The sequence below is a fragment of the Mesorhizobium shonense genome, from assembly GCF_040545255.1.
Lineage (GTDB): Bacteria > Pseudomonadota > Alphaproteobacteria > Rhizobiales > Rhizobiaceae > Mesorhizobium > Mesorhizobium shonense.
This window is the reverse complement of sequence record NZ_JBEPLM010000008.1, coordinates 252951-274337: the sequence shown is the minus strand read 5'-3', so window position 1 is coordinate 274337 and position 21387 is coordinate 252951. Positions and strand designations below refer to the sequence as shown.

Here is a 21387-nt window from a genome sequence, read left to right as displayed (position 1 = left end):
GGAGAACCAGCATGTGGGAAGCACTGATGATGCTGCGGCTGATCGCATCCGTCGCCCCAAGCTTCCCCATCGGACAGCACGCTCCGCAGCCCATCCTGCCGATCGCCAAGATCAAAGGCGCGATCCGCTTGAGTTTCGCCGGCTATCGCCTCTCGCTGCCGATCCCATCGGAAAACGTCCAAAATCATGATCAGAAGATCGCGTAGGACTCGTTCCTGTGGAGAAAACGTCGCCGCGACGACAATTCGCGGGAGCCATTCCGGTGGCCGGCAAGACACTTGGCTTATCGCCGCTGATCGGCATACTGCCGGCGGTGGGCAATGCGGCCAAGCACTTGACTCTGCCGTCGAGTGCGATTGGCTGACCGGAACGAGCGCGACATGAGCCGCTTCGACGCACTGCTCGACAAGGACCTACCACAAACCAATGGCGCTTCCTTCGATGGCGCTTTGCTTTGCTCGTATCCCCGGTCACCAATGCCCTTCTTGATCAGGTCGAGGGATCGGATCGTGCCGCAACGTTCCTCCATCGCAAACAGCAGCGAAAGATGATGCCGACCATGCGAATTCCATCTAACCAAACTTCCCTGCCGACACGTCGACAAGCAATTTTGGTGGTGCTTGGCTCTGCCCTTCTTCTGGTCGCCTGCTCGCAGGAGAAGAGCCAGGTTCCGCCAGGCATGGGCGGCGTCGGCCGGCCCGAGGTCGGCGTCGTCACGCTTCATCCGCAATCGGTCGCGATCACCGCCGAACTGCCCGGCCGCACCGCGGCCTCCCTCATCGCCGAGGTGCGCCCGCAGGTCGACGGCATCATCCAGCAGCGCCTGTTCCAGGAAGGCGCCGAGGTGGTGCCGGGACAGCCGCTCTACCTCATCGATCCGGCGAGCTACCAGGCAGCCTATGACAGCGCCGTCGCCGCCCAGCAGAAAGCCGAAGCAGCACTTCCCACCGCGCAGGCCAAGTTCGACCGCTATTCCGGATTGCTGAAGCAGAACGTGGTCTCGAAGCAGGATTACGACGATGCTGCCGCGACGCTGAAGCAGGCCCAGGCGGACGTGGCCTCCGCCAAGGCCAGCGTCGAGACCGCGCACATCAGCCTCAACCGCACCTCGATCACTGCGCCGATCGCCGGCCGGATCGACAAATCCACGCTGACGCCTGGAGCGCTGGTTACCGCCAACCAGGAAACGGTGCTGACGACCATTCGCTCGCTCGACCCGATCAATGTCGATGTCACACAGTCCAGCACCAATCTGCTCAACCTGCGCCAGGCGATCAACGAAGGCCGACTGAAGTTCAGCGGGCCCAATGTCAGCGTCAAGCTGAAGCTCGACAACGGCACCATCTATTCGCGTACCGGCAAGCTGGAATTCGCCGGCGCCAATGTCGATCTGTCCACCGGCACCTTCGCGCTCAGAGCCCAATTCCCCAATCCCGACCGCCTGCTGCTGCCCGGCATGTATGTCCGCGCCATCGTCGAGGAAGGTGTCGCCCAAAACAGCTTCCTGGTGCCGCAGCGCGCCGTCAGCCGCAATCCCAAGGGCGAAGCGACGGCAATGGTGGTGAATGCCCAGGGCAAGGTTGAATCGCGCATCGTGAGCGTGCGCAACAGCGTCGGCAACAATTGGCTGGTGGATTCCGGCGTCGGCGACGGCGACCGCGTCGTGGTCGAAGGCGTGCAACTGGTGCGCGCCGGCGGCGACGCGACGCCGGTCGAGGTGACCATCGACGAGGCGACCGGCGAGATCAAGGATCGCGAGCAGACCTCCGCCACGACAGAACCGGCCGGTGGCAAAGCCCCCGGCACCGGCAAGCAACCGGCGTCTGACGCAACCGGGAACTGAGGCGATGTCGACTTTCTTCATCAACCGCCCGATCTTTGCCTGGGTGATCGCCATCGTGATCATGCTGGGCGGCCTGCTCGCGCTCCGGTCGCTGCCGATCTCGCAATATCCGCAGATCGCGCCCACCACGGTGAATATCAGCGCCGCCTATCCCGGCGCCGACGCCCAGACGGTGGAGAACTCGGTGACCAAGGTCATCGAGCAGGGCATGACCGGCATCGATAATCTCGACTATATGACGGCGACCTCGACATCGACCGGTTCGGCCTCGATCACGCTGACCTTCACCAGCGCCGCCAATCCCGACACCGCCCAGGTGCAGACCCAGAACAAGCTGCAGCTCGTGCAGTCGCAGCTGCCGCAGGTCGTCCAGAGCAACGGCATTACCGTCTCCAAATCCTCGACCGGCTTCCTGATGGTCATCGGCTTCGTCTCCGGCGACGGCAAGATGAACTCGACCGACCTTGCCGACTACGTCGACAGCACGGTCAACGACACGCTGAAGCGCGTCGAAGGCGTCGGCTCGACGCAGCTCTTCGGCTCCGGCTATGCGATGCGCATCTGGCTCGATCCCGACAAGCTCGCCCAATATGCGTTGATGCCGAGCGACGTGGCGACCGCCATCGAGGCGCAGAACACCCAGGTCTCCGCCGGCCAGCTCGGCGGCCTGCCGGCGCGCAAAGGACAGCAGCTCAACGCCACGGTGACGGCAAAAAGCCGGCTGCAGACCGCCGAGCAGTTCCGCAGCATCATCCTGAAGAGCAACACCGACGGCTCGCTGGTTCGGCTGAACGACGTCGCCAAGGTCGAGATCGGCGCCGAAAGCTACACCACGGCGGCCTTTTACAACGGCAAGCCGGCGGCCGGCGTCGCCATCAATCTGGCGACCGGCGCCAACGCCATCAGCACCGCCGAGGCGGTGCGCGCGACGATCGATCGGCTCAGCTCAACATTCCCGCAAGGGGTCGAGGTCGTCTACCCATACGACACCTCGCCCTTCGTGCGCTTGTCGATCGAGGAGGTGGTCAAGACGCTGGCCGAAGCCATCGTGCTGGTGTTCCTGGTGATGCTGCTCTTCCTGCAGAACCTGCGCGCCACCATCATCCCGACGATCGCCGTGCCGGTGGTGCTGCTCGGCACGTTCGGCGTGCTCTCCTTCTTCGGTTACTCGATCAACACGCTGACCATGTTCGCCATGGTGCTCGCCATCGGCCTGCTCGTCGACGACGCCATCGTCGTGGTCGAAAATGTCGAGCGCGTGATGCAGGAGGAAGGCCTGCCGCCGAAAGAGGCGACGCGCAAATCGATGAACGAGATCACCGGCGCCTTGATCGGCATCGCCACCGTGCTTTCGGCCGTGTTCGTGCCGATGGCTTTCTTCGGCGGCTCCACCGGCATCATCTACCGGCAATTCTCGGTGACGATCGTCTCGGCCATGGTGCTCTCGGTGCTGGTCGCGCTGGTGCTGACGCCGGCGCTCTGCGCCACGATCCTGCGGTCGCCCAGGGATCACGCGACGCAGCGAGGTCCATTCGGCTGGTTCAACCGTGCCTTCGACCGTGGCACGACGGCCTATCGCGACGGCTCGCACGGCATCATCAACCGGGGCAAGCGCTTCCTCGTCGTCTTCCTGGCCATCGTCATCGCCATGGGCTGGATGTTTGCCCGGCTGCCAAGCTCGTTCCTGCCGGAAGAAGACCAGGGCATTCTTATCACCAGCGTGCAGCTGCCAACGGGCGCGACGCAGGACCGGACCGAGCGCGTGCTCGCCAAGGTGACCGACCATTACCTCAACGAGGAGAAGGACGCTGTCGAAGGGGTGTTCACCGCTTCCGGCTTCGGCTTCGGCGGGGCCGGTCAGAATGTCGGCATCGCCTTCGTCCGGCTGAAGGATTTCGACAAGCGCACGTCGCCGGCGCTCGCCGCGCAAGCGGTCGCCGGCCGCGCCATGGGCGCTTTTTCCAAGATCAGGGATGCGCAGGTCTTTGCGCTCGCCCCTCCCGCCATCCAGGGTTTCGGCAATACCAGCGGCTTCGACTTCTACCTGCAGGACGTCAATGGCGCCGGCCATGAGGCGCTCATCCAGACGCGCAACCAGTTGCTGGGTCTCGCCGCACAGAGCAAGCTGCTTGCCAACACCCGCCCCAACGGCCAGGAGGATCAGCCGCAATTCTCGATCGACATCGACCAGGAAAAGGCGAGCGCCCTCGGCATCGGCCTCGCGGATATCAACAACACGCTCTCCACCGCCTGGGGTAGCGACTACGTCAACGACTTCATCGATCGCGGCCGGGTGAAGCCGGTCTATCTGCAATCGGATCCCGACTTCCGCATGCAGCCGGAAGATCTGGACAAATGGCAGGTCCGCAATTCCGGCGGCGCCATGGTGCCGTTCTCGGCCTTCGCCTCCAGCCACTGGACATACGGCTCGCCCAGGCTCGAGCGCTACAACGGTTCGGCGGCCGTGGAAATCCAGGGCGCGGCGGCGGCCGGCCAGAGTTCAGGCGCCGCCATGGACGAGATCGACAGGCTGGTTGCGCAACTGCCCGCCGGATATTCGCACGAGTGGACCGGGCTGTCGCATCAGGAGCGGCTTTCCGGCAATCAGGCGATGTCGCTGTATTTGATCTCGGCGCTCGTCGTCTTCCTCTGCCTTGCCGCTCTCTACGAGAGCTGGTCGATCCCGTTCGCCGTCATGCTGTCGGTGCCGATCGGCATCTTCGGCGCGCTCGCGGCGGCAAGCCTGTTCGGGCAGACCAACGACGTCTATTTCAAGGTCGGCCTGCTGACCACGATCGGTCTCGCCTCCAAGAACGCCATCCTCATCGTCGAGTTCGCCATCGAGCGGCAGGCGGCCGGAATGGGGCTGGTCGAGGCGACGCTGGAAGCGGCGCGACAACGTCTACGGCCGATCCTGATGACGTCGCTGGCCTTCATTCTCGGCGTCACGCCGCTTGCGATCGCCAGCGGCGCCGGCTCGGGCGCACAGAACTCGGTCGGCATCGGCGTGATGGGCGGCATGATCGCGGCAACCGTGATCGGCGTGTTCCTCGTGCCGCTGCTCTTCGTCTCGGTGCGCCGCATCTTCAAGGGTAAGGCCGCCAAGCAGGATTCTGGGCAGGATACGGGCGGGACGCCTGCCACAGCCACTCAGCAATAAGGGTTCCTCACATGACAGGTTTCGAACGCGGTCTGCGGACCGCGAAGGGGCTGCTTTTGCCCGTGTTCACCGCCGCTCTGCTTTCCGGCTGCGTCGTCGGCCCCGACTATCGGACGCCTTTGATGGTCGTGCCGGCGACCTGGAGCGACCGGACGGGGACAAAGCCGGCCAAGCCGGCGGAATTGTCCAAATGGTGGCTGAAGCTCCGCGATCCCGAACTCAACGCGCTGGTCGAAGAAGCCGTGGCCGGCAATCTCGACGTCGCCACCGCAAAGGCCAAGATTCGAGAAGCCCGCGCAAGCTACCGCCAAAGCGCGGGCGCATTGGCGCCATCGCTGGACGGGTCCGCGTCGGCTACGCGCAACAAGTCGGCCGCGACCACCTCGGGCTCGAATTCCGTTTATAGCGAATACCAGGCCGGGTTCGACGCCAGCTGGGAACTTGACCTTTTCGGCGCCAACCACAGAGCCGTCGAGGCCGCACGCTATGGCCTGGACGCTTCGCAAGAAGAGCTCCGCTCGACCCTGCTGACCCTGGTTGGCGATGTTGCCTCCAACTATGTCCAGGCACGCGGCTACCAGACCCGCATCGCGCTCGCCCGGCGCTCGGCCGCATCGCAAAGGCAGACCGCCGAACTCACCCGCACGATGGCTTTGGCCGGCACGGCTACCGCTGCCGACGTCGCCAAGGCCATGGGACAGGCAAGCAGCACGGAAGCCGACGTTCCGAGCCTGGAGGCGAGCTATGCCGAAGCGGTGCATCGTCTTTCGGTGCTGACCGGGCGGCCGCCGGCGACGCTCGTCGGGCGGCTGAAGCGCCCCACACAGATCCCGACGCCGCGCCTGCCGATCCCGACCGGCATTCCGGCCGACATCCTGCTTACCCGCCCGGACGTGCGCATGGCCGAGCGGCAGTACGCTCAGTACACAGCCAGGGTCGGCCAGGCCGAGGCGGCACGCTATCCGAGCGTGAGCCTGACGGGTGACATCAGCACCGCCGCCTTGAAGCTCGGCGATCTCGGCAAGAACTCCACCATCGGCTGGTCCTTCGGCCCGACGCTCAGCGTGCCGCTGTTCAACGCCGGCCAGTTGCTGGCTGCGGTCGACGTCGCCAAAGCCCAGCGCGACCAGTATTTCATTGCCTACAAGTCCGCCGTGCTGACGGCGCTGGAAGACGTGGAAAACACCACGGTTTCGTTGTCGCAGGAGCGCATCAGGAACGGCAAGCTCGCCTCTTCCGCGAAATCCTATGGCGACGCCGCGCGGCTCGAAAGAACGCTCTACAAGGCCGGCGAGACGAGCCTTCTCGACGTGCTGGACGCCGAGCGATCGGCCTACTCGGCCGACGACACTTTGCTGCAAAGCCGGGTGTCGATCGCCACCGACTACATCGCCCTCAACAAGGCGCTCGGCGGCGGCTGGGACGGCACGATCGACAGCACTAGCCCTGAAGTCGTCGATGTCGGCGCTGGTCCGCGGCTGGCATCGAGCACGCAGTGATACGAAGCCGAGCGTCTGTCTGAACGCTCTAAACAAATCTCCGTGAGCGATGGCCGGAAGCAATCACACAACTATATCATAAACTCATCGAGGTAATGAGATGTCGGGCGCTTACGATCTTGGAACCGATTTGGTCCGTCGCATCTATGAAAAGCGCATAGACGCACCAGCGATTCTTGATATCAGCACGCATTTTCCTAACGCAGCGAAGTTCGCGGCTGCCTGGCAGAGTATTCGCGACGAAGCGCTGTCGGTGCAGCTGAACCGGGTACCGCGCTTCCACGACATCATGCCGGAGCAGGCCGAGATTTCGGCCAAAGACGGCCTCGATTGGCGCATGTTCGTGCTCAAGGCCTATGACATGACGATCCCGCAGAACCTCGCGCGCATGCCTACCCTCAGCCGGCTGCTGTCCGAATGCCCCGAGGTCAAATCGGCGGCTGTCTCATTCCTGGCGCCGCGCAAGCACATCCCTGCCCATCGCGGCCCCTTTCGCGGCATTATGAGATTTCATCTCGGCCTGGTCATCCCGAAACAGCCTGACGGCCGCCCGGCGACGATCATGATGATCAACCATGAGGAGAGGCGGATCGCCGACGGCGAGTGCCTGCTGTGGGACGACACTTTCGAGCACGAGGTCATGAACAACGCCGACCAGGGGCGCATAGCGTTGCTGCTTGATGTATGGCGACCGGAGATGCCGCTGGATATGGAAATCCTATCGCGCCTGATCGTCCGCGGCGTACAGGTGGGAATGCACTACAGGGGCGTGTCTTTCGGTGGTTGAGGCTACGCATGTCTCCCGAAAGTGGGACCCGGTTTCGGGATAAAGACATGCGTAAAATCAAAAACCTAAAGCGCACAGAGCGAATCCAGAAGATCGCGATGCGCTTTAGATCCGCGCCTCGCGAAACCCCCTTGCGCTGCCGCCGCGCTTGACTGGCAGCATCATATCCCTGGCAAGCAGACCGCTTACACGGCAGAAGGCCATGAATGCCCGGCAGGCTTCCTCGGTGCCCGCCACGTCGACCGTTGCACCGAAGCAGGCGTTGAAGGCGGCGTCATAGACTTTGCCCTGACGGCGCCTGGGCCAATCCTGGAGGAAGTCGAGCGCCTGCTCGACGCTGTAGATTTCCTCGACCGGCAGGCCTGGCGCGGGCGTGATGCGCACCGGCACCTCGAATTGCAGTCTGTCCATTCCCTGTCTCCCGAACTGGCGCAGTTGGAGCAACGCCGTTCGTTCTGAAAAGTTGCTTTCGGGATCTCCTGGCGCAGGAATGTGACCTCAGTACGGTGCGCGGATCCACCATTGGTGCGGCAGATCGGCGCTTGTCACCTTGTGCATCGATATACCTCTTGGTTTGACAGGGCGATGCAACCGGCATCGCCCGTCACAAGTATCCGCATGCCAGTCAGTCTACTGGTTCGCCGGGTCGGTCTCCGCCTCATAGGCCATGCGTGAGACCACCATCAGCAGATAGGCGGACGGTCCGGCGAAGATGACGGCGAGCACGATCGCGGCTGTCCCCTCCATGCGAAGTGTTTCGGCGATGGCCCAGTAGACGGTGCCGACACAGATGATTGCCTGGACGGTGAGAAACGAGGCTGCCGAGGCAGCGCGCGTGAGCGTTTTGAATGTCTTGATGCGTTGCATCGAGAAATGTCCGAATTGGCGCGCCACGCAACCGGCCGACGGCCGATAGCCGTCGCCAGGTCGCGGCGCAAAGGAATGTCTGGGTGTGAAAGCTGCGGTCGGCGACCGCCGGGCTCAGACGGCGGGTGGCGCCCGAGGCTGATTGGCGTGCGAGAGCGGCGCGGCCGCAAAGACAGGCACGATGCTCGGTTGCGCCGGCAAGGCCTGGCCAGCAACAAGGAAATAGCCTGCCGGGTGGAGCGCGCGTGGGTTTCCACTCACGAGCTTTATGGGCAGCGGCCGCCCGGCGCGGACCTCGACGGCTTGCGCCTTGCCGGTGATCCTCAGCAGTGCAAGCGTTTCGCCCTGCCGCGTTGCGCTGATGCCGGCGCTGCCCGAGGCCGTGGCTGTCGAGGCGGAGATTTCAGCCTGGGCGAAGCCCACCAGCGCAAGCACGAGCAGCGCCATCAGAGCCGAGCATGCGGTCCTTAATGGCAGCAGCGTCGATCTGGAGCGTTCCGATGCCGTCAAGGGCATAAATCTCCTGTATCCAGACCCGCCCTACCCCATGGGACGGCGAAAGGAAAGCTTGGCAGGTAGCCTGACGCGCCAACCTTGCGCCAGCAAATATTCCCTGCGGCGGCCGGTTGAGGGCACTTCGTCCTTGAACCTTGCGGCATCCAGTGCCAAATCTGGAGAAATTTTTCCGCATCGGCTCGCATCGGGAGCCAACCCAAAAACGGACAAGAATGGTTACCTATCTCGACGCCGCAACGGCCCCCTTGAGAAACACCGGCCAGATCCGCCTCTATGGCGAGGAAGGCTTTGCAGGCATGCGCAAGGCCTGCGACCTCACCGCGCGCTGCCTCGACGAGCTGGTCCCGATGGTGAAGCCCGGCGTCACCACAGAGACCATCGACCGCTTCGTCTTCGAGTTCGGCATGGACCACAACGCCCTGCCGGCGACCCTCAACTATCGCGGCTACACCAAATCGTCCTGCACCTCGATCAACCACGTCGTCTGCCACGGCATCCCCGACAACAAGCCGCTGAAGGATGGCGACATCGTCAATATCGACGTCACCTATATCCTCGACGGCTGGCATGGCGATTCCTCGCGCATGTATCCGGTGGGCACGATCAAGCGCGCCGCCGAGCGTCTGCTCGAGGTGACTTACGAATGCCTGATGCGCGGCATTGCGGCGATCAAGCCCGGCGCCCGCACCGGCGCCATCGGCGCGGCGATCCAGACCTATGCCGAAGCCGAGCGCTGCTCTGTGGTGCGCGACTTCTGCGGCCACGGCGTCGGCCAGCTCTTCCATGACGCGCCGAACATCCTGCATTACGGCACGGCCAATGAAGGCGTCGAAATGCGGCCCGGCATGATTTTTACCGTCGAGCCGATGATCAATCTCGGCCGCCCGCATGTGAAGGTGCTGTCGGACGGCTGGACCGCCGTGACGCGCGACCGTTCGCTCTCGGCGCAGTACGAGCACACGATCGGTGTCACCGATACCGGCTGTGAGATCTTCACGTTGTCGCCGAAAAAGCTCGACCGGCCCGGTCTGCCGGCGTAGGGCGGTTCATCGTTTCACGGAAACGACAACCGGCCGATTTCTTGTTTTGCCGCGCTTCCGAACGGAAAACCGCTTCACACTTTTCCTGGAATTGCTTTAGTCTCCCGGCGGGAAGCCTTCTGGGGGAATAGGCAGGCCATGGGGAAAGTCGACGACGAGCGGGCCTTCTTTTCAGAAGCCTGGACTGAACCGCCGCAGACATCACAGAAAAAGGCCGTAGCAGCGGAGAAGCCGCACTACCACGGCCACCGCGGCCGCCTGCGCGAGCGCTTCGTTGCGGGCGGCGCAGATGCCCTGCCCGACTATGAATTGCTCGAGCTCCTGCTTTTCCGGCTGATCCCGCGCGTCGACACCAAGCCGATCGCCAAGGCGCTGATCGGCCGCTTCGGTTCGCTGGCCGAAGTGCTCGGCGCGCCGACGTCCCTGCTCGAGGAAGTGAAAGGCATCGGACCGGCAGTGGCGACCGATCTCAAGGTCATCGCAGCGACCGCCCAGCGCATGGCGCGCGGCGAAGTGCGCGGCCGCGAGGTGCTGTCGAACTGGACGCAGCTTCTCGACTATTGCCGCTCGGCCATGGCCTTCGAGAGCCGCGAGCAGTTTCGCATCCTGTTCCTCGACAAGAAAAACGGGCTGATCGCCGACGAGGTGCAGCAAACGGGCACCGTCGATCACACGCCGGTCTATCCGCGCGAGGTGGTCAAACGGGCGCTTGAACTCTCCGCCAGCGCCATCATCCTGGTGCACAACCATCCGTCAGGGGATCCTACACCTTCCCGCGCGGACATCGAGATGACCAAGCAGATCATCGATACGGCCAAGCCGCTCGGCATTGCAGTCCACGACCACATCATCATCGGCCGCAAGGGCAACGCCTCGATGAAGGGCCTGCTGCTGATCTGAGGCGTGTGTGGCGTCGATCAAGCCGCATCCTGCGATGGCGCCAATCTGGCCAGGCATGCGTGCTTGACCGAATGAACGATACGACGGCAACGAATGCAGGGCGCGTCGAATTACGCATATGGTCATGCTCATGCGACTCTCCCTGCTCGCTTTCGTTTGAAGGATGCGGCGACAGCGCGCTGCAGGGACTGCGCGCAACACGTGGGCAAATCGCTCGGCGTCCGGGAGGAAGGGCTCGGGATCGCCCTGTCGCGTGCCCTGCGGAGCGGAGCCGTCCGCCTTCCCCAAGTTGTGTTAAGCTGGGTAAAATCCCACCGCCCGCGCGCGTTTATGCCTTATGGGTGGCCGGCATGAATGACGGACGGAGTGGAATGAACAAGGGTCCTCCTCATCGACGATGATGTCGAGTTGACGACGCTGCTGCAGGAATATCTGGTCGAAGAAGGGTATGACGTCGCGACAGGCACGGATGGTGGCACAGCAATTGCTGCCGCCGCGCGCAACTCGGTGGACCTGATCGTGCTCGATATCATGATGCCTCGAATGAACGGGATCGAGGTTCTGCAAAGGATCAGGAAGCTGAGCCAAGTTCCCGTGCTGATGCTGACGGCGAGAGGCGATGACATCGACCGGATATCCGGCCTGAACCTCGGTGCCGACGATTATGTAACGAAGCCCTGTTCGCCAGGAGAACTCGCGGCTAGGGTGCGCGCGATCCTTCGTCGTGCGAACCAGCCCGCGGTCGGCGCGGCCATCGACACGCTAAGAGCCGGGCGGCTGGTGGTTCATCCAGGCAACAGAACCGCCGAATGGGACGGACAGCCGCTGGAGCTTACCGGCACGGAGTTCAGCCTGCTCGAAGTTCTCACTCGCAATGCCGGCCAGCTGGTATCGAAGCAGGACATCTCGAAACGGACTTTTGGAAAGCCGCTGACCCCGTTCGATCGCCGCATCGACGTCCATATCAGCAGCGTGCGTCAGAAGCTCGGGCTCAGGGAGGATGGACAGTCACGGATAAAGTCTGTCCGCGGCCAAGGCTATCAACTTCTTTTGGACTGACATGCCCCGGCTGTTTAAGAAGTTCTTCCTGATAACCTGGCTGACGCTGGCCGCGTCCGTCGCGATCATAATCCTGACGCTCAACTTCTTTGAGACACTTCCTTCCGCTTCGAAACTGGAACGTCAGAAGCGGGAAGTCATCCTCAACCTGACTGAAAACCTTCTCGCCAAGGACGGTGAAGATGCCGTTCGGCGCTTTGCCCGTACAAGCGAGGATGCGGTACCAGTCGGCCTTACGATCTCCGAGATCGCGGAGTCCGGCGCATGTACCGATAGGAGCACGGCGGAGACAAGAACCGTCCTGAAGGATGGGATTTGCTATCGGATTTTCGTGCCTCAGCGATACAGTGTCATTCTCGACAAGCTTGGTCCGTTTGTACCGGCGTTCGGTATTCTGATTTCGAGCGCGATATCGGCGGCCGCGCTCGCCCGATATCTCATTCGCCCTGTTGTGCACCTTCGCGACGGCCTGAGCGCGCTCGCCCACGGCCGTTTCGACGTCCGCATCGGGCACAAGATGGCAGGCCGGAAGGATGAGGTCTCTGCGCTCGCGCACGATTTCGATTCCAGCGCCGCGCGGTTGCAGGAGTTGCAGGATGCCCAGCAGAGACTTTTCCACGACGTGTCCCATGAGCTGCGCTCCCCGCTGTCACGTCTGCAGGCCGTTGGGGGCGTCCTTCGGCAGAGTCCGGCGAAACTCGATGCCATGCTGGACCGCATGGACCGGGAGGTCGAACGGCTCGATGCGCTGGTCGGCGAAGTGCTCACTCTCGCCAGGCTGACAGCCGGCTCCCGTCTCCCGCTGAAGACACAGACGCTGGACGTCATCGATCTCCTGAACGAAATCCTGGGGGACGCAGCGTTCGAAGCCCAGGCACGCGAGGTTTCGATCACCACCAATGTCGACGACAGCTTCCTTGCCGAGGTCGAAGGCGAGCTGATCTGCCGGGCGCTGGAAAACGTCATTCGCAACGCCGTCAAATACACTGCCGAACATTCGCACATCACCGTGCAATGCGAGACGACAGCCGACCTCCTCAAGGTGTGCGTCGCGGATCAGGGGCCGGGCGTCAGGCGAGACGAACTCGAACGAATCTTCCAGCCATTCTCCCGCGGGAACGACGCGGCACCGAGAGGCGGATACGGTCTTGGCCTTGCGATCGCCAGACAGGCCATCGAGCGCCATGGTGGGCGAGTGTACGCATCGCTGCCGGACGTCGGCGGCTTGGCCATCATGCTGGAGATTCCCCGGCGGCCGGCGATGCGCAGTGCGGCGAACGATCGAGGCTGATCGCAAGTTTTACCCAACTTTACACTGCCTTTACGGCCATTAACGCTGACATCGCTAAAGCTGAGCCGTGATCCCGGTTTTTCAAATGCGACAGAGCGGACCAATGTCGGTGTCCACGGCGGTGTTTCAGCAGGGCAAGAGGATGCGTTTCCTCTGGCTGGCCGTCCCATTGCTTCTGATGCCGATCCTATTGTCGCGGAGCGCTTGGCCGCCAGAGACTGGTCCTCGCCAAAGCATAGAGTTTGTGGGGTCCGCATTTATCATCATTTGTGTCGCCGGGCGGTGCTGGGCATCGCTGTATATAGGCGGACGCAAGAATCGAGAACTCATTACGAACGGCCCTTACAAATACACCCGCAATCCGTTGTATTTCTTTTCGTCCCTGGGGCTTGCCGGCATCGGCCTGACTTTCGGCTCACTCGCGATTGCGGCCGTCCACTTCTTGTTTGGCTATCTGGTATTCGCTTATGTCTCAGCCCGCGAATCGACTGCCCTGGACGAGCTTTTCGGCGATGCTTACCGGGAATATTGCCACGAGGTTCCCGCCTTCTTTCCTCGCCTTGGACGACGCGCCGGCGACGGCGCACATCAATTGCCTGTGACGTTCAACCCAGTTGCGCTGAAGCGTACTGCTATCGACAGTTCTTGCTTTCTCCTGGCAATCCCCGCGTCCCAACTCATCGATTCGTTGCGCTTTGCAGGGCTGCTTAAACCGATGTTGCGCGTCTTTTGATAGCTGGGCTGCCCGCCCGGTGAAACAGTTTCCCCGAGCCTGCGTGCGGTTGTTGAGGCAAATCAGGCGAAGACAGCAGATCGCATTGAAGAGAAAGTTTGCCGCGGGCCTGCGTCGCAATACTTGCCTCAGTCCGCTTTGCCGTAGAGGGACACTACCCGGGGCCAAACGCCCCGCGGCCGCAAGGCCACTGGCTTTGCCGGCAGCCGGCGACATATGCGCCGGCTGAAGATCGAGGCTGATCGTAAGTTTTACCTAACTTTACACTGCCTTTACCGCCATTAACGCTGGGGCCGGTAAAGCCTGAACCATGAACCTGGTTCAGGCGATTTGACAATGATCTGGAAGCTTCGACGACTTGAAACGCGGCCGCGAGCAGCGCTCTGCGTGGCCCTCTTCTCATGGTTGTCCGCCTGCACGAGCGTGCCCTTGCGCGAGGGCGCGTCTCTCGGTTCCTACGCCGGAATGAGCCCATCGGGCGGCACCCTCACGCAAGCGAAATTGCGTGTAGATTCGGCGCCGGTGCTCGCCGCAAAGACGGTGCGCATTGTACCGACCTCGACGCAGATCGGCAGCCGTGGCTTCGAGCCCAAAGACCTGGCGCTGGTCACCAACGCGATCGACCGGGCACTCTGCACCGACCTTGGCGACCGCTTCCAGGTCGTGGCCCCGAGCCAGCCAGCAGACCTCGTCATCCACGCAACGGTCACCGACATCGTTGCGACGAACCGTACGGCAGCGGCGAGTTCCATCGTTGCGTCGCTCGGCGGCTCGGTGGCGGGGCTCGGGGTTCCAATCCCTCGACTACCGATCGGCCTCGGCGGCCTGGCCATCGAGGCCGAGGCGGTCGACAAGGATCGTTCGCAGAAGGCAGCCATGGTCTGGTCGCGCGGTGCGAACATAATCACGACAAGGGCTCGGGTGTCCGCAGTGGGGGATGCGTATTCCCTCTCTTCGGCCTTCGCCGCTGACTTCAGCCGCATGCTGCTCAAGGGCAAGGACCCGTTCAAAGGAATGCCGGCGATACCATCGATGCAAAGACTCCGGGCCTCGCTCGGTGGCGATCCGAAATACGACGCCTGCAAGGCGTTCGGAACGGCTCCCGGCATTCCGGGAATGGTCGCCGCCCGATTTGGCCTGCCGCCCACCTGGACCGACAGGGGCGCCGCAGTCTCCCGATGACCGCCGATGGCAGACGGCCGGCAACCCCGCCGAGGGCCTGCTGCTGATTTGAGGCGCTTGCCCGACTTCCGAAGTTTGCAAGCGCGAACCACATCGTCCCCATCGGATAGTCGGCTCTGGAATTTCAACTGGAAATCGAGCATGATGCGGCTTGGTATTCCGTTGGAAGCTTCGCACTCCTGTGAAATACCGGAGGACGGGACATGGCCATTGCGCTTGTACTCGTTTTGATCGTCGTGGGCTCGGTGTTGTTCCACTTCCTGAGCCCATGGTGGTGGACGCCGATTGCCTCGAACTGGGACTATATCGACAACACCATCATCATCAGCTTCTGGATCACCGGCGTCGTCTTCAGCGCCGTCGTGCTTTTCATGGCCTATTGCGTGTTTCGCTTCCGCCATCGCGAAGGCAATAGCGCGGTCTATGAGCCGGAGAACAAGCGCCTCGAATGGTGGCTGACGGTCGTCACCGCCGTCGGCGTCACCGCCCTTTTGGTTCCGGGCCTGTTCGTCTGGAGCCGCTTCGTCAACGTTCCAAGCGAGGCGGCCGATATCGAGGTTATCGGCCAGCAATGGCAATGGAGCTTCCGACTGCCCGGCAAGGACGGCAAGCTCGGCACTTCGGACACCCGCGACGTCACCGCCGACAATCCGCTGGGCGTTGATCCTAAAGATCCCAACGGCCAGGACGATGTCCTAGTCGAGGCCGCCGATCTGCATCTGCCGGTCGGCAAGCCTGTCAAGGTGTTATTGCGCTCGGTCGACGTGCTGCACGATTTCTACATCCCGGAGTTCCGCGCCAAGATGGACATGATCCCGGGTTCGGTCACTTATTTCTGGTTCACCCCGACCAGGACCGGAACCTTCCAGGTCTTGTGCGCCGAGCTATGCGGCCAGGGACACCCGCTGATGCATGGCGTGGTGATGGTCGACACAGAGCAGGATTATCTGGCCTGGCTCGGCCAGCAGCAGACCTTTGCGCAATTGTCGGCGCCCAAGCAAACAGGCTCGGCAAGCCAACCGTCAGGAAAGACGTCCGGTTTGGACGTCGCGGCAAAAATCGAAACGCTCGAGGCCCGCTGAGCAGGGCACGGAGGCGCTCCCATGGTCGACGTCACACCCGCAGATGCCGTTCCGCCCGCCGAAGTCGGAGAGGTGGAACTCTACCATCCGCACAGCTGGTGGACGAAATACGTCTTCTCGCAGGACGCCAAGGTCATAGCGGTCCAGTATTCGGCAACGGCAACGGCGATCGGCCTTGTGGCGCTGGTGCTGTCCTGGCTGATGCGCCTGCAACTCGGCTTTCCCGGCACGTTCGACTTCATCACTCCGGAGGCCTATTACCAGTTCATCACCATGCACGGCATGATCATGGTGATCTACCTGCTTACCGCGCTCTTCCTCGGCGGCTTCGGCAACTATCTGATCCCGCTGATGGTCGGCGCCCGCGACATGGTCTTTCCCTATGTCAACATGCTGAGCTACTGGGTCTATCTGCTCGCTGTGCTGGTCCTGGTCTCGAGCTTCTTTGCGCCGGGCGGGCCGACGGGCGCGGGCTGGACGCTCTACCCGCCGCAGGCGATCATGACCGGCACGCCGGGTGGTCAGGACTGGGGCATCATCCTGATGCTCTCCTCGCTCATCCTGTTCATCATCGGTTTTACCATGGGCGGCCTGAACTATGTCGTGACGGTGCTGCAGGGGCGCACGCGCGGCATGACCTTGATGCGCCTGCCGCTCACCGTCTGGGGCATCTTCACCGCCACCGTCATGGCGCTGCTCGCCTTCCCGGCGCTGTTCGTCGCTTGTGTGATGATGCTGCTCGACCGCCTGCTCGGCACCTCTTTCTTCATGCCGGCGATCGTCGAAATGGGCGAGCAGTTGCAGCACAATGGCGGCAGCCCGATCCTGTTCCAGCATCTGTTCTGGTTCTTCGGCCACCCGGAAGTCTACATCGTCGCGCTGCCGGCCTTCGGCATCGTGTCCGACCTGATCAGCACCCATGCGCGCAAGAACATCTTCGGCTACCGCATGATGGTCTGGGCCATCATCGCCATCGGCGCGCTGAGCTTCTTGGTCTGGGCGCACCACATGTACGTCAGCGGCATGCATCCCTATTTCGGCTTCTTCTTCGCCACCACCACCTTGATCATCGCCATACCGACCGCGATCAAGGTCTATAACTGGGTGCTGACGCTGTGGCGCGGCGACATCCACCTGACGATACCGATGTTGTTCGCGCTGGCCTTCATCGTCACCTTCGTCAATGGCGGCCTCACGGGCCTGTTCCTCGGCAATGTCGTCGTCGACGTGCCGCTGTCCGACACGATGTTCGTCGTTGCTCATTTCCACATGGTCATGGGCGTCGCGCCGATCCTGGTGATCTTCGGCGCGATCTACCACTGGTATCCGAAGGTCACCGGCCGCATGCTCGACGAGACGCTCGGCCGCTTCCATTTCTGGGTCACCTTCCTCGGCGCCTACCTGATCTTCTTCCCCATGCACTATCTCGGCCTGATGGGCATTCCGCGGCGCTACGCCGAACTGACCGACATGACCATCATGACGGAGTCGGCGCACCACCTGAACTCGTTCATCAGCATCATGGCCTTCATGGTCGGCTTCGCCCAGATGGTGTTCCTGTTCAACCTAATCTGGAGCATCCGCCATGGCCGCGAGGCCGGCGGCAACCCGTGGCGGGCAACCACACTCGAGTGGCAGACGCCTGAAACGCCGCCTGCGCACGGCAATTTCGGCAAGGAGCTGCCGATCGTCTATCGCTGGGCCTATGACTACAGCGTGCCGGGCGCCAAGGAGGACTTCATCCCGCAGAACGTGCCGGGCTCTTTCGGCCCATCCAGGGAGCCGGCATGAGCGTCATCCTGGTCTTCCTGCTCGTCATCGCCGGCTTTGCCGGATGGTGGCTTTCGCATCAGCGGCTGCTGGCAAAGCCCTGGCTCGAGCAAGGCATGGCCGGGGATTTCGTCGGCCTCGACCGGTCGGCCCTGCCCACTGCCAAGATCGGCCTTGGTGTCTTCCTCGCCGTCGTCGGCTGCCTGTTCTCGCTGTTCACCAGCGCCTACTTCATGCGCATGGGCCTGTCGGACTGGCGGCCACTGCCGCTGCCGCGCCTGCTCTGGCTGAATACTGGCGTGCTGGTGCTGAGCAGCGTCGCGCTGCAATGCGCCGTCGTCGCCGCGCGCAGAGGCCAGATCGACATGGTCAGGCTCGGTCTTGCAACGGCCGGACTGACCGCCCTCGCCTTCCTGGCCGGCCAGTTGACGGCATGGAGGGAGCTGACCGAGGACGGCTATTCGCTGGCATCCAACCCGGCCAACAGTTTCTTCTACCTGATCACTGCAATGCACGGCCTGCACATACTGGGCGGGCTGGTCGGCCTTGGCAGGACGAGCCTCGGCGCCTGGAACGGCGCGCGGCCGGAGCGGCTGCGCCTCAGCGTCGAGCTCTGCGCCATGTATTGGCATTTCCTGCTTTTCGTCTGGCTCGGCATCTTCGCCGTCCTGGCCGGTTGGGCGGCGACGCTCATCGACATTTGCCAAAGGCTGCTGACCTAGGAGACCGGCGATGGCCGAGACGACGCATTCCAGCCCAATGGCCCGCCCCGACGGCTTGCGCGGTATCGCCGCCGACTGGGCCTCGGATCAGCGCGCGTTCAAGAACGTGTCCTGGGGCAAGGCCATGATGTGGATCTTCCTGCTCAGCGACACCTTCATCTTCGGCTGCTTCCTGCTCTCCTACATGACGGCGCGGATGTCCACGCGTGTGCCATGGCCGAATCCGAGCGAAGTCTTCGCCTTGCGCATCGGCGGCTCGGAGATCCCGCTGATCCTGATCGCCATCATGACTTTCGTTCTGATCTCGAGCAGCGGAACCATGGCCATGGCGGTCAATTTCGGCTACCGGCGCGACCGCCGCAAAACCGCGATCCTGATGCTTTTGACCGCAGCGCTCGGCGCGACCTTCGTCGGCATGCAGGCCTTCGAATGGACCAAGCTCATCACCGAAGGGGTCCGGCCTTGGGGCAATCCCTGGGGCGCGGCGCAATTCGGCTCATGCTTCTTCATGATCACCGGCTTCCACGGCACCCATGTGACGATCGGCGTGATCTTTCTGATCATCGTGGCGCGAAAAGTCTGGCGGGGCGACTTCGACACCGGGCGGCCCGGCTTCTTCACCAGCCGCCGGGGTCGTTACGAGAATGTCGAGATCATGGGCCTCTACTGGCACTTCGTCGACCTCGTCTGGGTGTTCATCTTCGCCTTCTTCTATCTTTGGTGAGAGGCAGGCTTTGTTGAGAGGCAGATATGGCTGAAGCAACTGCAAACGGTCTCGGACAACACGCACTGCATCCCACCCATGACGCGGCCGCCGTCGCCAAGGCGGAGACGCATCAGGAACACCCGATCAAGCTCTATTTGGTGGTCTGGGCGTGGCTGTTCATTCTCAGCACCTGCTCCTATCTGGTCGACTATTTCGGCCTCCACGGCTACCTCAGATGGTCGCTGATCCTGATCTTCATGATGCTCAAGGCAGGACTGATCGTCGCCGTCTTCATGCATATGGCCTGGGAGCGGCTGGCGATGATGTATGCGATCATCCTGCCGCCGGTACTGGTTCTCGTTTTCGTGACGATGATGGTCTTCGAGGCCGACTATACGCTGTTGACCCGCATCGCGTTTTTCGGGCCCGGCCCCTGACACGCGATCTGAATCCAGCCGCAGCATAACCGGTCCGAAACGACGGACGCCCGTGCCATGAAACAATAAGGCCGCCAATCCATTTTGGTTTGGCGGGTGCATCGTGAACTCAAGCAAAGGAGGCGGAGATGACGATAGCAAACAGGTTGAGGGATTTTATCGACGGCAAGGGAATCCCCTACGACACCGTCGCGCACCATCGGACCGCCACCAGCAGACAGAGCGCCATCGCAGCGCATGTGCCCGGCGGCATTATGGCGAAGTCCGTGCTCGTTCACCACGAACTCGGCTATGCGTTGGCGGTGGTTCCAAGCACCCACAGGATCGAGCTCAACAAGCTGCAGGACGTCATGGACAAACGCCTCGGGCTCGCTTCCGAGGACGAGGTGGTATCGCTCTTCGATGATTGCGACATCGGCGCCGTACCGCCGATCGGCGCGGCTTATGATGTGCCGGTCATTCTGGACGAGAGCCTCGGCGACGCCGCCGATATCTATTTCGAGGGCGGCGACCACAAGACGCTCGTACATGTCAGCGGCAAGGATTTCCGCAACCTGACCACGGGCGCGCGTCAGGCGCGGTTCAGCCACCCGGCCTACTAGAGCCGGGATGATTTCAGGTCGAACCGACCTGAAATCTGAATCCGGCTCTAAATCAAAGAGGTAGAGCATGATGTCGCCCGAAAACCGCTTCACACTTTTCGGCATCATGCTCTAACGGCGCTTGCGTCGTCGCCGGCACGCAATGACGGGAACCTGCTCAGTTCGCCGGCCGGGGGGTGGCCGGCGGTTCCACGACCTTGCGATAGACATGCCAGGTGGCGTGACCGAGGATCGGCAGCACCACCGCCAGCCCCGCGAATACAGGCACTGAGCCGACGATCAGGGCGACGGTGACGATCAGCCCCCAGACAGCCATTACAATCGGGTTCGCCAGCACCGCGCGCACCGAAGTATGGATGGCTTCATAGGCGCCGACGTCCCGGTCGAGCAACAGCGGGAAAGCAATGACCGTGGTGCACAAGACCACGACAGCGAAAACGAAGCCGATGGCGTGCCCCAGGATAATCAGCGTCCAGCCACGTCCGGTGGCGAATATCTCATTGATGAAGCTGGATATCGATTCCGGCGGAGCTGCGCCAAAGAGGTACTGGTAGAACATCTGCGCCGTCAAAAGCCATGTGATGAAGATTGCGAACAGCATGACCCCGACCGCCGCGATCGCCGGCAACGCCGGAGAATTCCTGACCTCGAAAGCATGCCGCCAGGAAGCATCCAGCCCTGCTTCCCGCCTGCGGCTGATCTCATAGAGGCCGATCGCCGCAAACGGACCGATCAGCGCAAAGCCCGACACCAGCGGAAACAGCAGAGGCAACGCGTTTGCTCCCGATGTCCAGGCGGCGAGCACGACGCCGACGAGCGGGTAGATCAGGCAGAGAAAAACGATATGCGAAGGCTTGACCATAAAATCCTCGACGCCGCGCCTGAGCGCGTCGAAGAGGTCGGATACACCGATCTTCCGAATTCTCGTATGCTCCAGCGTCTCGCTGGCACCTGCAATCACGTGGAAGCTTGCCATGACCGTTCCTCCAGATCAGGTCCGGCAAGGTCGCGGGTTCTCACGGTGCTACCGCTCTGCATGGCTGGCCACGCAAACCGCGACCTGCACCGACGCAAAACATACTCCGTTGCGCCCGATTTGTCGCCTGCTGGCCGGCGCCGGCCCAAAAGCATGTCTTCCGAAAGTGGGAACCGGTTTTGGGACAAAGACATGCGTAAAATCAAAAAAGCTAA

The 21387-nt window shown here is 62.4% G+C and carries 21 protein-coding genes; 17 read left to right on the top strand and 4 right to left on the bottom strand.

The annotated features are described in order from the left end of the window. Window positions 1–26 precede the first annotated feature (26 nt). The 5 genes from ABID26_RS21720 to ABID26_RS21700 all read left to right on the top strand — a co-directional run bounded on the left by ABID26_RS21720 (window position 27) and on the right by ABID26_RS21700 (window position 7289). Window positions 27–206 carry a hypothetical protein gene (locus ABID26_RS21720; protein WP_354416296.1) on the top strand — a complete coding sequence of 60 codons (180 nt, stop codon included), beginning with the start codon at window positions 27–29 and terminating at the stop codon, window positions 204–206. Between the two features lie 353 nt (window positions 207–559). Further along, the gene (locus ABID26_RS21715) at window positions 560–1843 is read left to right on the top strand and encodes an efflux RND transporter periplasmic adaptor subunit (protein ID WP_354416294.1); all 1284 of its coding nucleotides are present in this window, start codon (window positions 560–562) and stop codon (window positions 1841–1843) included. A 4-nt stretch (window positions 1844–1847) separates the two neighbouring features. Beyond that, window positions 1848–5003 (top strand): efflux RND transporter permease subunit, encoded by a 3156-nt coding sequence (locus ABID26_RS21710; RefSeq protein ID WP_354416292.1) that lies wholly within the window; start codon window positions 1848–1850, stop codon window positions 5001–5003. A gap of 11 nt (window positions 5004–5014) precedes the next feature. Continuing rightward, entirely contained in the window at window positions 5015–6502 is a 1488-nt protein-coding gene (locus ABID26_RS21705) for an efflux transporter outer membrane subunit (protein ID WP_126099811.1), read from the top strand. A 100-nt stretch (window positions 6503–6602) separates the two neighbouring features. Next, window positions 6603–7289, top strand: coding sequence for an aspartyl/asparaginyl beta-hydroxylase domain-containing protein (locus ABID26_RS21700; RefSeq protein ID WP_126099810.1), 687 nt, complete (start codon window positions 6603–6605; stop codon window positions 7287–7289). A 105-nt stretch (window positions 7290–7394) separates the two neighbouring features. Here ABID26_RS21700 and ABID26_RS21695 read toward each other — a convergent pair whose 3' ends face one another. The 3 genes from ABID26_RS21695 to ABID26_RS21685 all read right to left on the bottom strand — a co-directional run bounded on the left by ABID26_RS21695 (window position 7395) and on the right by ABID26_RS21685 (window position 8666). Beyond that, window positions 7395–7700, bottom strand: coding sequence for a DUF982 domain-containing protein (locus ABID26_RS21695; RefSeq protein WP_292300537.1), 306 nt, complete (start codon window positions 7698–7700; stop codon window positions 7395–7397). A 219-nt stretch (window positions 7701–7919) separates the two neighbouring features. Continuing rightward, complete coding sequence (locus ABID26_RS21690; protein WP_354416290.1) at window positions 7920–8156, bottom strand: hypothetical protein; 237 nt, start codon at window positions 8154–8156, stop codon at window positions 7920–7922. 114 nt (window positions 8157–8270) lie between these two features. After that, window positions 8271–8666, bottom strand: coding sequence for a hypothetical protein (locus ABID26_RS21685; RefSeq protein ID WP_292300541.1), 396 nt, complete (start codon window positions 8664–8666; stop codon window positions 8271–8273). Between the two features lie 218 nt (window positions 8667–8884). Here ABID26_RS21685 and map point away from each other — a divergent pair, with 218 nt between their 5' ends. The 12 genes from map (at window position 8885) to ABID26_RS21625 (ending at window position 20196) form a co-directional block, all read left to right on the top strand. Further along, window positions 8885–9712: a type I methionyl aminopeptidase gene (gene map / locus ABID26_RS21680; protein ID WP_292300542.1), complete on the top strand. Its 828-nt coding sequence runs from the start codon at window positions 8885–8887 to the stop codon at window positions 9710–9712. Window positions 9713–9850: 138 nt separating this feature from the next. Continuing rightward, complete coding sequence (gene radC / locus ABID26_RS21675; protein ID WP_292300544.1) at window positions 9851–10612, top strand: RadC family protein; 762 nt, start codon at window positions 9851–9853, stop codon at window positions 10610–10612. Between the two features lie 390 nt (window positions 10613–11002). After that, on the top strand, window positions 11003–11671 hold the full coding sequence (locus ABID26_RS21670; RefSeq protein WP_354416317.1) for a response regulator: 669 nt from the start codon (window positions 11003–11005) through the stop codon (window positions 11669–11671). Between the two features lies 1 nt (window position 11672). Then, a complete protein-coding gene (locus tag ABID26_RS21665) occupies window positions 11673–12962 on the top strand; it encodes a HAMP domain-containing sensor histidine kinase (RefSeq protein ID WP_292300548.1) in 1290 nt (429 codons plus the stop codon). Between the two features lie 103 nt (window positions 12963–13065). Further along, window positions 13066–13695, top strand: coding sequence for a methyltransferase family protein (locus ABID26_RS21660; RefSeq protein ID WP_292300550.1), 630 nt, complete (start codon window positions 13066–13068; stop codon window positions 13693–13695). A 336-nt stretch (window positions 13696–14031) separates the two neighbouring features. Next, window positions 14032–14877 (top strand): DUF3313 domain-containing protein, encoded by an 846-nt coding sequence (locus ABID26_RS21655; RefSeq protein ID WP_292300552.1) that lies wholly within the window; start codon window positions 14032–14034, stop codon window positions 14875–14877. 203 nt (window positions 14878–15080) lie between these two features. Beyond that, complete coding sequence (locus ABID26_RS21650; RefSeq protein ID WP_292300554.1) at window positions 15081–15959, top strand: cytochrome c oxidase subunit II; 879 nt, start codon at window positions 15081–15083, stop codon at window positions 15957–15959. Window positions 15960–15980: 21 nt separating this feature from the next. Then, complete coding sequence (gene ctaD, locus ABID26_RS21645) at window positions 15981–17750, top strand: cytochrome c oxidase subunit I (protein ID WP_292300556.1); 1770 nt, start codon at window positions 15981–15983, stop codon at window positions 17748–17750. Beyond that, window positions 17747–18451, top strand: a complete 705-nt coding sequence (locus ABID26_RS21640) for a cytochrome c oxidase subunit 3 (protein WP_292300558.1) — start codon at window positions 17747–17749, stop codon at window positions 18449–18451. The genes ctaD and ABID26_RS21640 overlap by 4 nt, the downstream gene beginning before the upstream one ends. A 10-nt stretch (window positions 18452–18461) precedes the next feature. After that, entirely contained in the window at window positions 18462–19175 is a 714-nt protein-coding gene (locus ABID26_RS21635) for a heme-copper oxidase subunit III family protein (RefSeq protein ID WP_126099798.1), read from the top strand. 26 nt (window positions 19176–19201) lie between these two features. Continuing rightward, window positions 19202–19594, top strand: coding sequence for a cytochrome C oxidase subunit IV family protein (locus ABID26_RS21630; protein ID WP_292300560.1), 393 nt, complete (start codon window positions 19202–19204; stop codon window positions 19592–19594). A gap of 128 nt (window positions 19595–19722) precedes the next feature. Then, entirely contained in the window at window positions 19723–20196 is a 474-nt protein-coding gene (locus ABID26_RS21625) for an aminoacyl-tRNA deacylase (RefSeq protein ID WP_126099796.1), read from the top strand. A gap of 157 nt (window positions 20197–20353) precedes the next feature. Here ABID26_RS21625 and ABID26_RS21620 read toward each other — a convergent pair whose 3' ends face one another. Continuing rightward, window positions 20354–21172, bottom strand: coding sequence for a DUF2189 domain-containing protein (locus tag ABID26_RS21620; protein WP_126099795.1), 819 nt, complete (start codon window positions 21170–21172; stop codon window positions 20354–20356). Between the last annotated feature and the right edge of the window lie 215 nt (window positions 21173–21387).

Bases quoted from the DNA above. Each gene is read 5' to 3' on its own strand.
- ABID26_RS21720 (WP_354416296.1), top strand. From the start codon at position 27: ATGATGCTGCGGCTGATCGCATCCGTCGCCCCAAGCTTCCCCATCGGA.
- ABID26_RS21715 (WP_354416294.1), top strand. From the start codon at position 560: ATGCGAATTCCATCTAACCAAACTTCCCTGCCGACACGTCGACAAGCA.
- ABID26_RS21710 (WP_354416292.1), top strand. From the start codon at position 1,848: ATGTCGACTTTCTTCATCAACCGCCCGATCTTTGCCTGGGTGATCGCC.
- ABID26_RS21705 (WP_126099811.1), top strand. From the start codon at position 5,015: ATGACAGGTTTCGAACGCGGTCTGCGGACCGCGAAGGGGCTGCTTTTG.
- ABID26_RS21700 (WP_126099810.1), top strand. From the start codon at position 6,603: ATGTCGGGCGCTTACGATCTTGGAACCGATTTGGTCCGTCGCATCTAT.
- ABID26_RS21695 (WP_292300537.1), bottom strand. From the start codon at position 7,700: ATGGACAGACTGCAATTCGAGGTGCCGGTGCGCATCACGCCCGCGCCA.
- ABID26_RS21690 (WP_354416290.1), bottom strand. From the start codon at position 8,156: ATGCAACGCATCAAGACATTCAAAACGCTCACGCGCGCTGCCTCGGCA.
- map (WP_292300542.1), top strand. From the start codon at position 8,885: ATGGTTACCTATCTCGACGCCGCAACGGCCCCCTTGAGAAACACCGGC.
- radC (WP_292300544.1), top strand. From the start codon at position 9,851: ATGGGGAAAGTCGACGACGAGCGGGCCTTCTTTTCAGAAGCCTGGACT.
- ABID26_RS21665 (WP_292300548.1), top strand. From the start codon at position 11,673: ATGCCCCGGCTGTTTAAGAAGTTCTTCCTGATAACCTGGCTGACGCTG.
- ABID26_RS21660 (WP_292300550.1), top strand. From the start codon at position 13,066: ATGTCGGTGTCCACGGCGGTGTTTCAGCAGGGCAAGAGGATGCGTTTC.
- ABID26_RS21655 (WP_292300552.1), top strand. From the start codon at position 14,032: ATGATCTGGAAGCTTCGACGACTTGAAACGCGGCCGCGAGCAGCGCTC.
- ABID26_RS21650 (WP_292300554.1), top strand. From the start codon at position 15,081: ATGGCCATTGCGCTTGTACTCGTTTTGATCGTCGTGGGCTCGGTGTTG.
- ctaD (WP_292300556.1), top strand. From the start codon at position 15,981: ATGGTCGACGTCACACCCGCAGATGCCGTTCCGCCCGCCGAAGTCGGA.
- ABID26_RS21640 (WP_292300558.1), top strand. From the start codon at position 17,747: ATGAGCGTCATCCTGGTCTTCCTGCTCGTCATCGCCGGCTTTGCCGGA.
- ABID26_RS21635 (WP_126099798.1), top strand. From the start codon at position 18,462: ATGGCCGAGACGACGCATTCCAGCCCAATGGCCCGCCCCGACGGCTTG.
- ABID26_RS21630 (WP_292300560.1), top strand. From the start codon at position 19,202: ATGGCTGAAGCAACTGCAAACGGTCTCGGACAACACGCACTGCATCCC.
- ABID26_RS21625 (WP_126099796.1), top strand. From the start codon at position 19,723: ATGACGATAGCAAACAGGTTGAGGGATTTTATCGACGGCAAGGGAATC.
- ABID26_RS21620 (WP_126099795.1), bottom strand. From the start codon at position 21,172: ATGGCAAGCTTCCACGTGATTGCAGGTGCCAGCGAGACGCTGGAGCAT.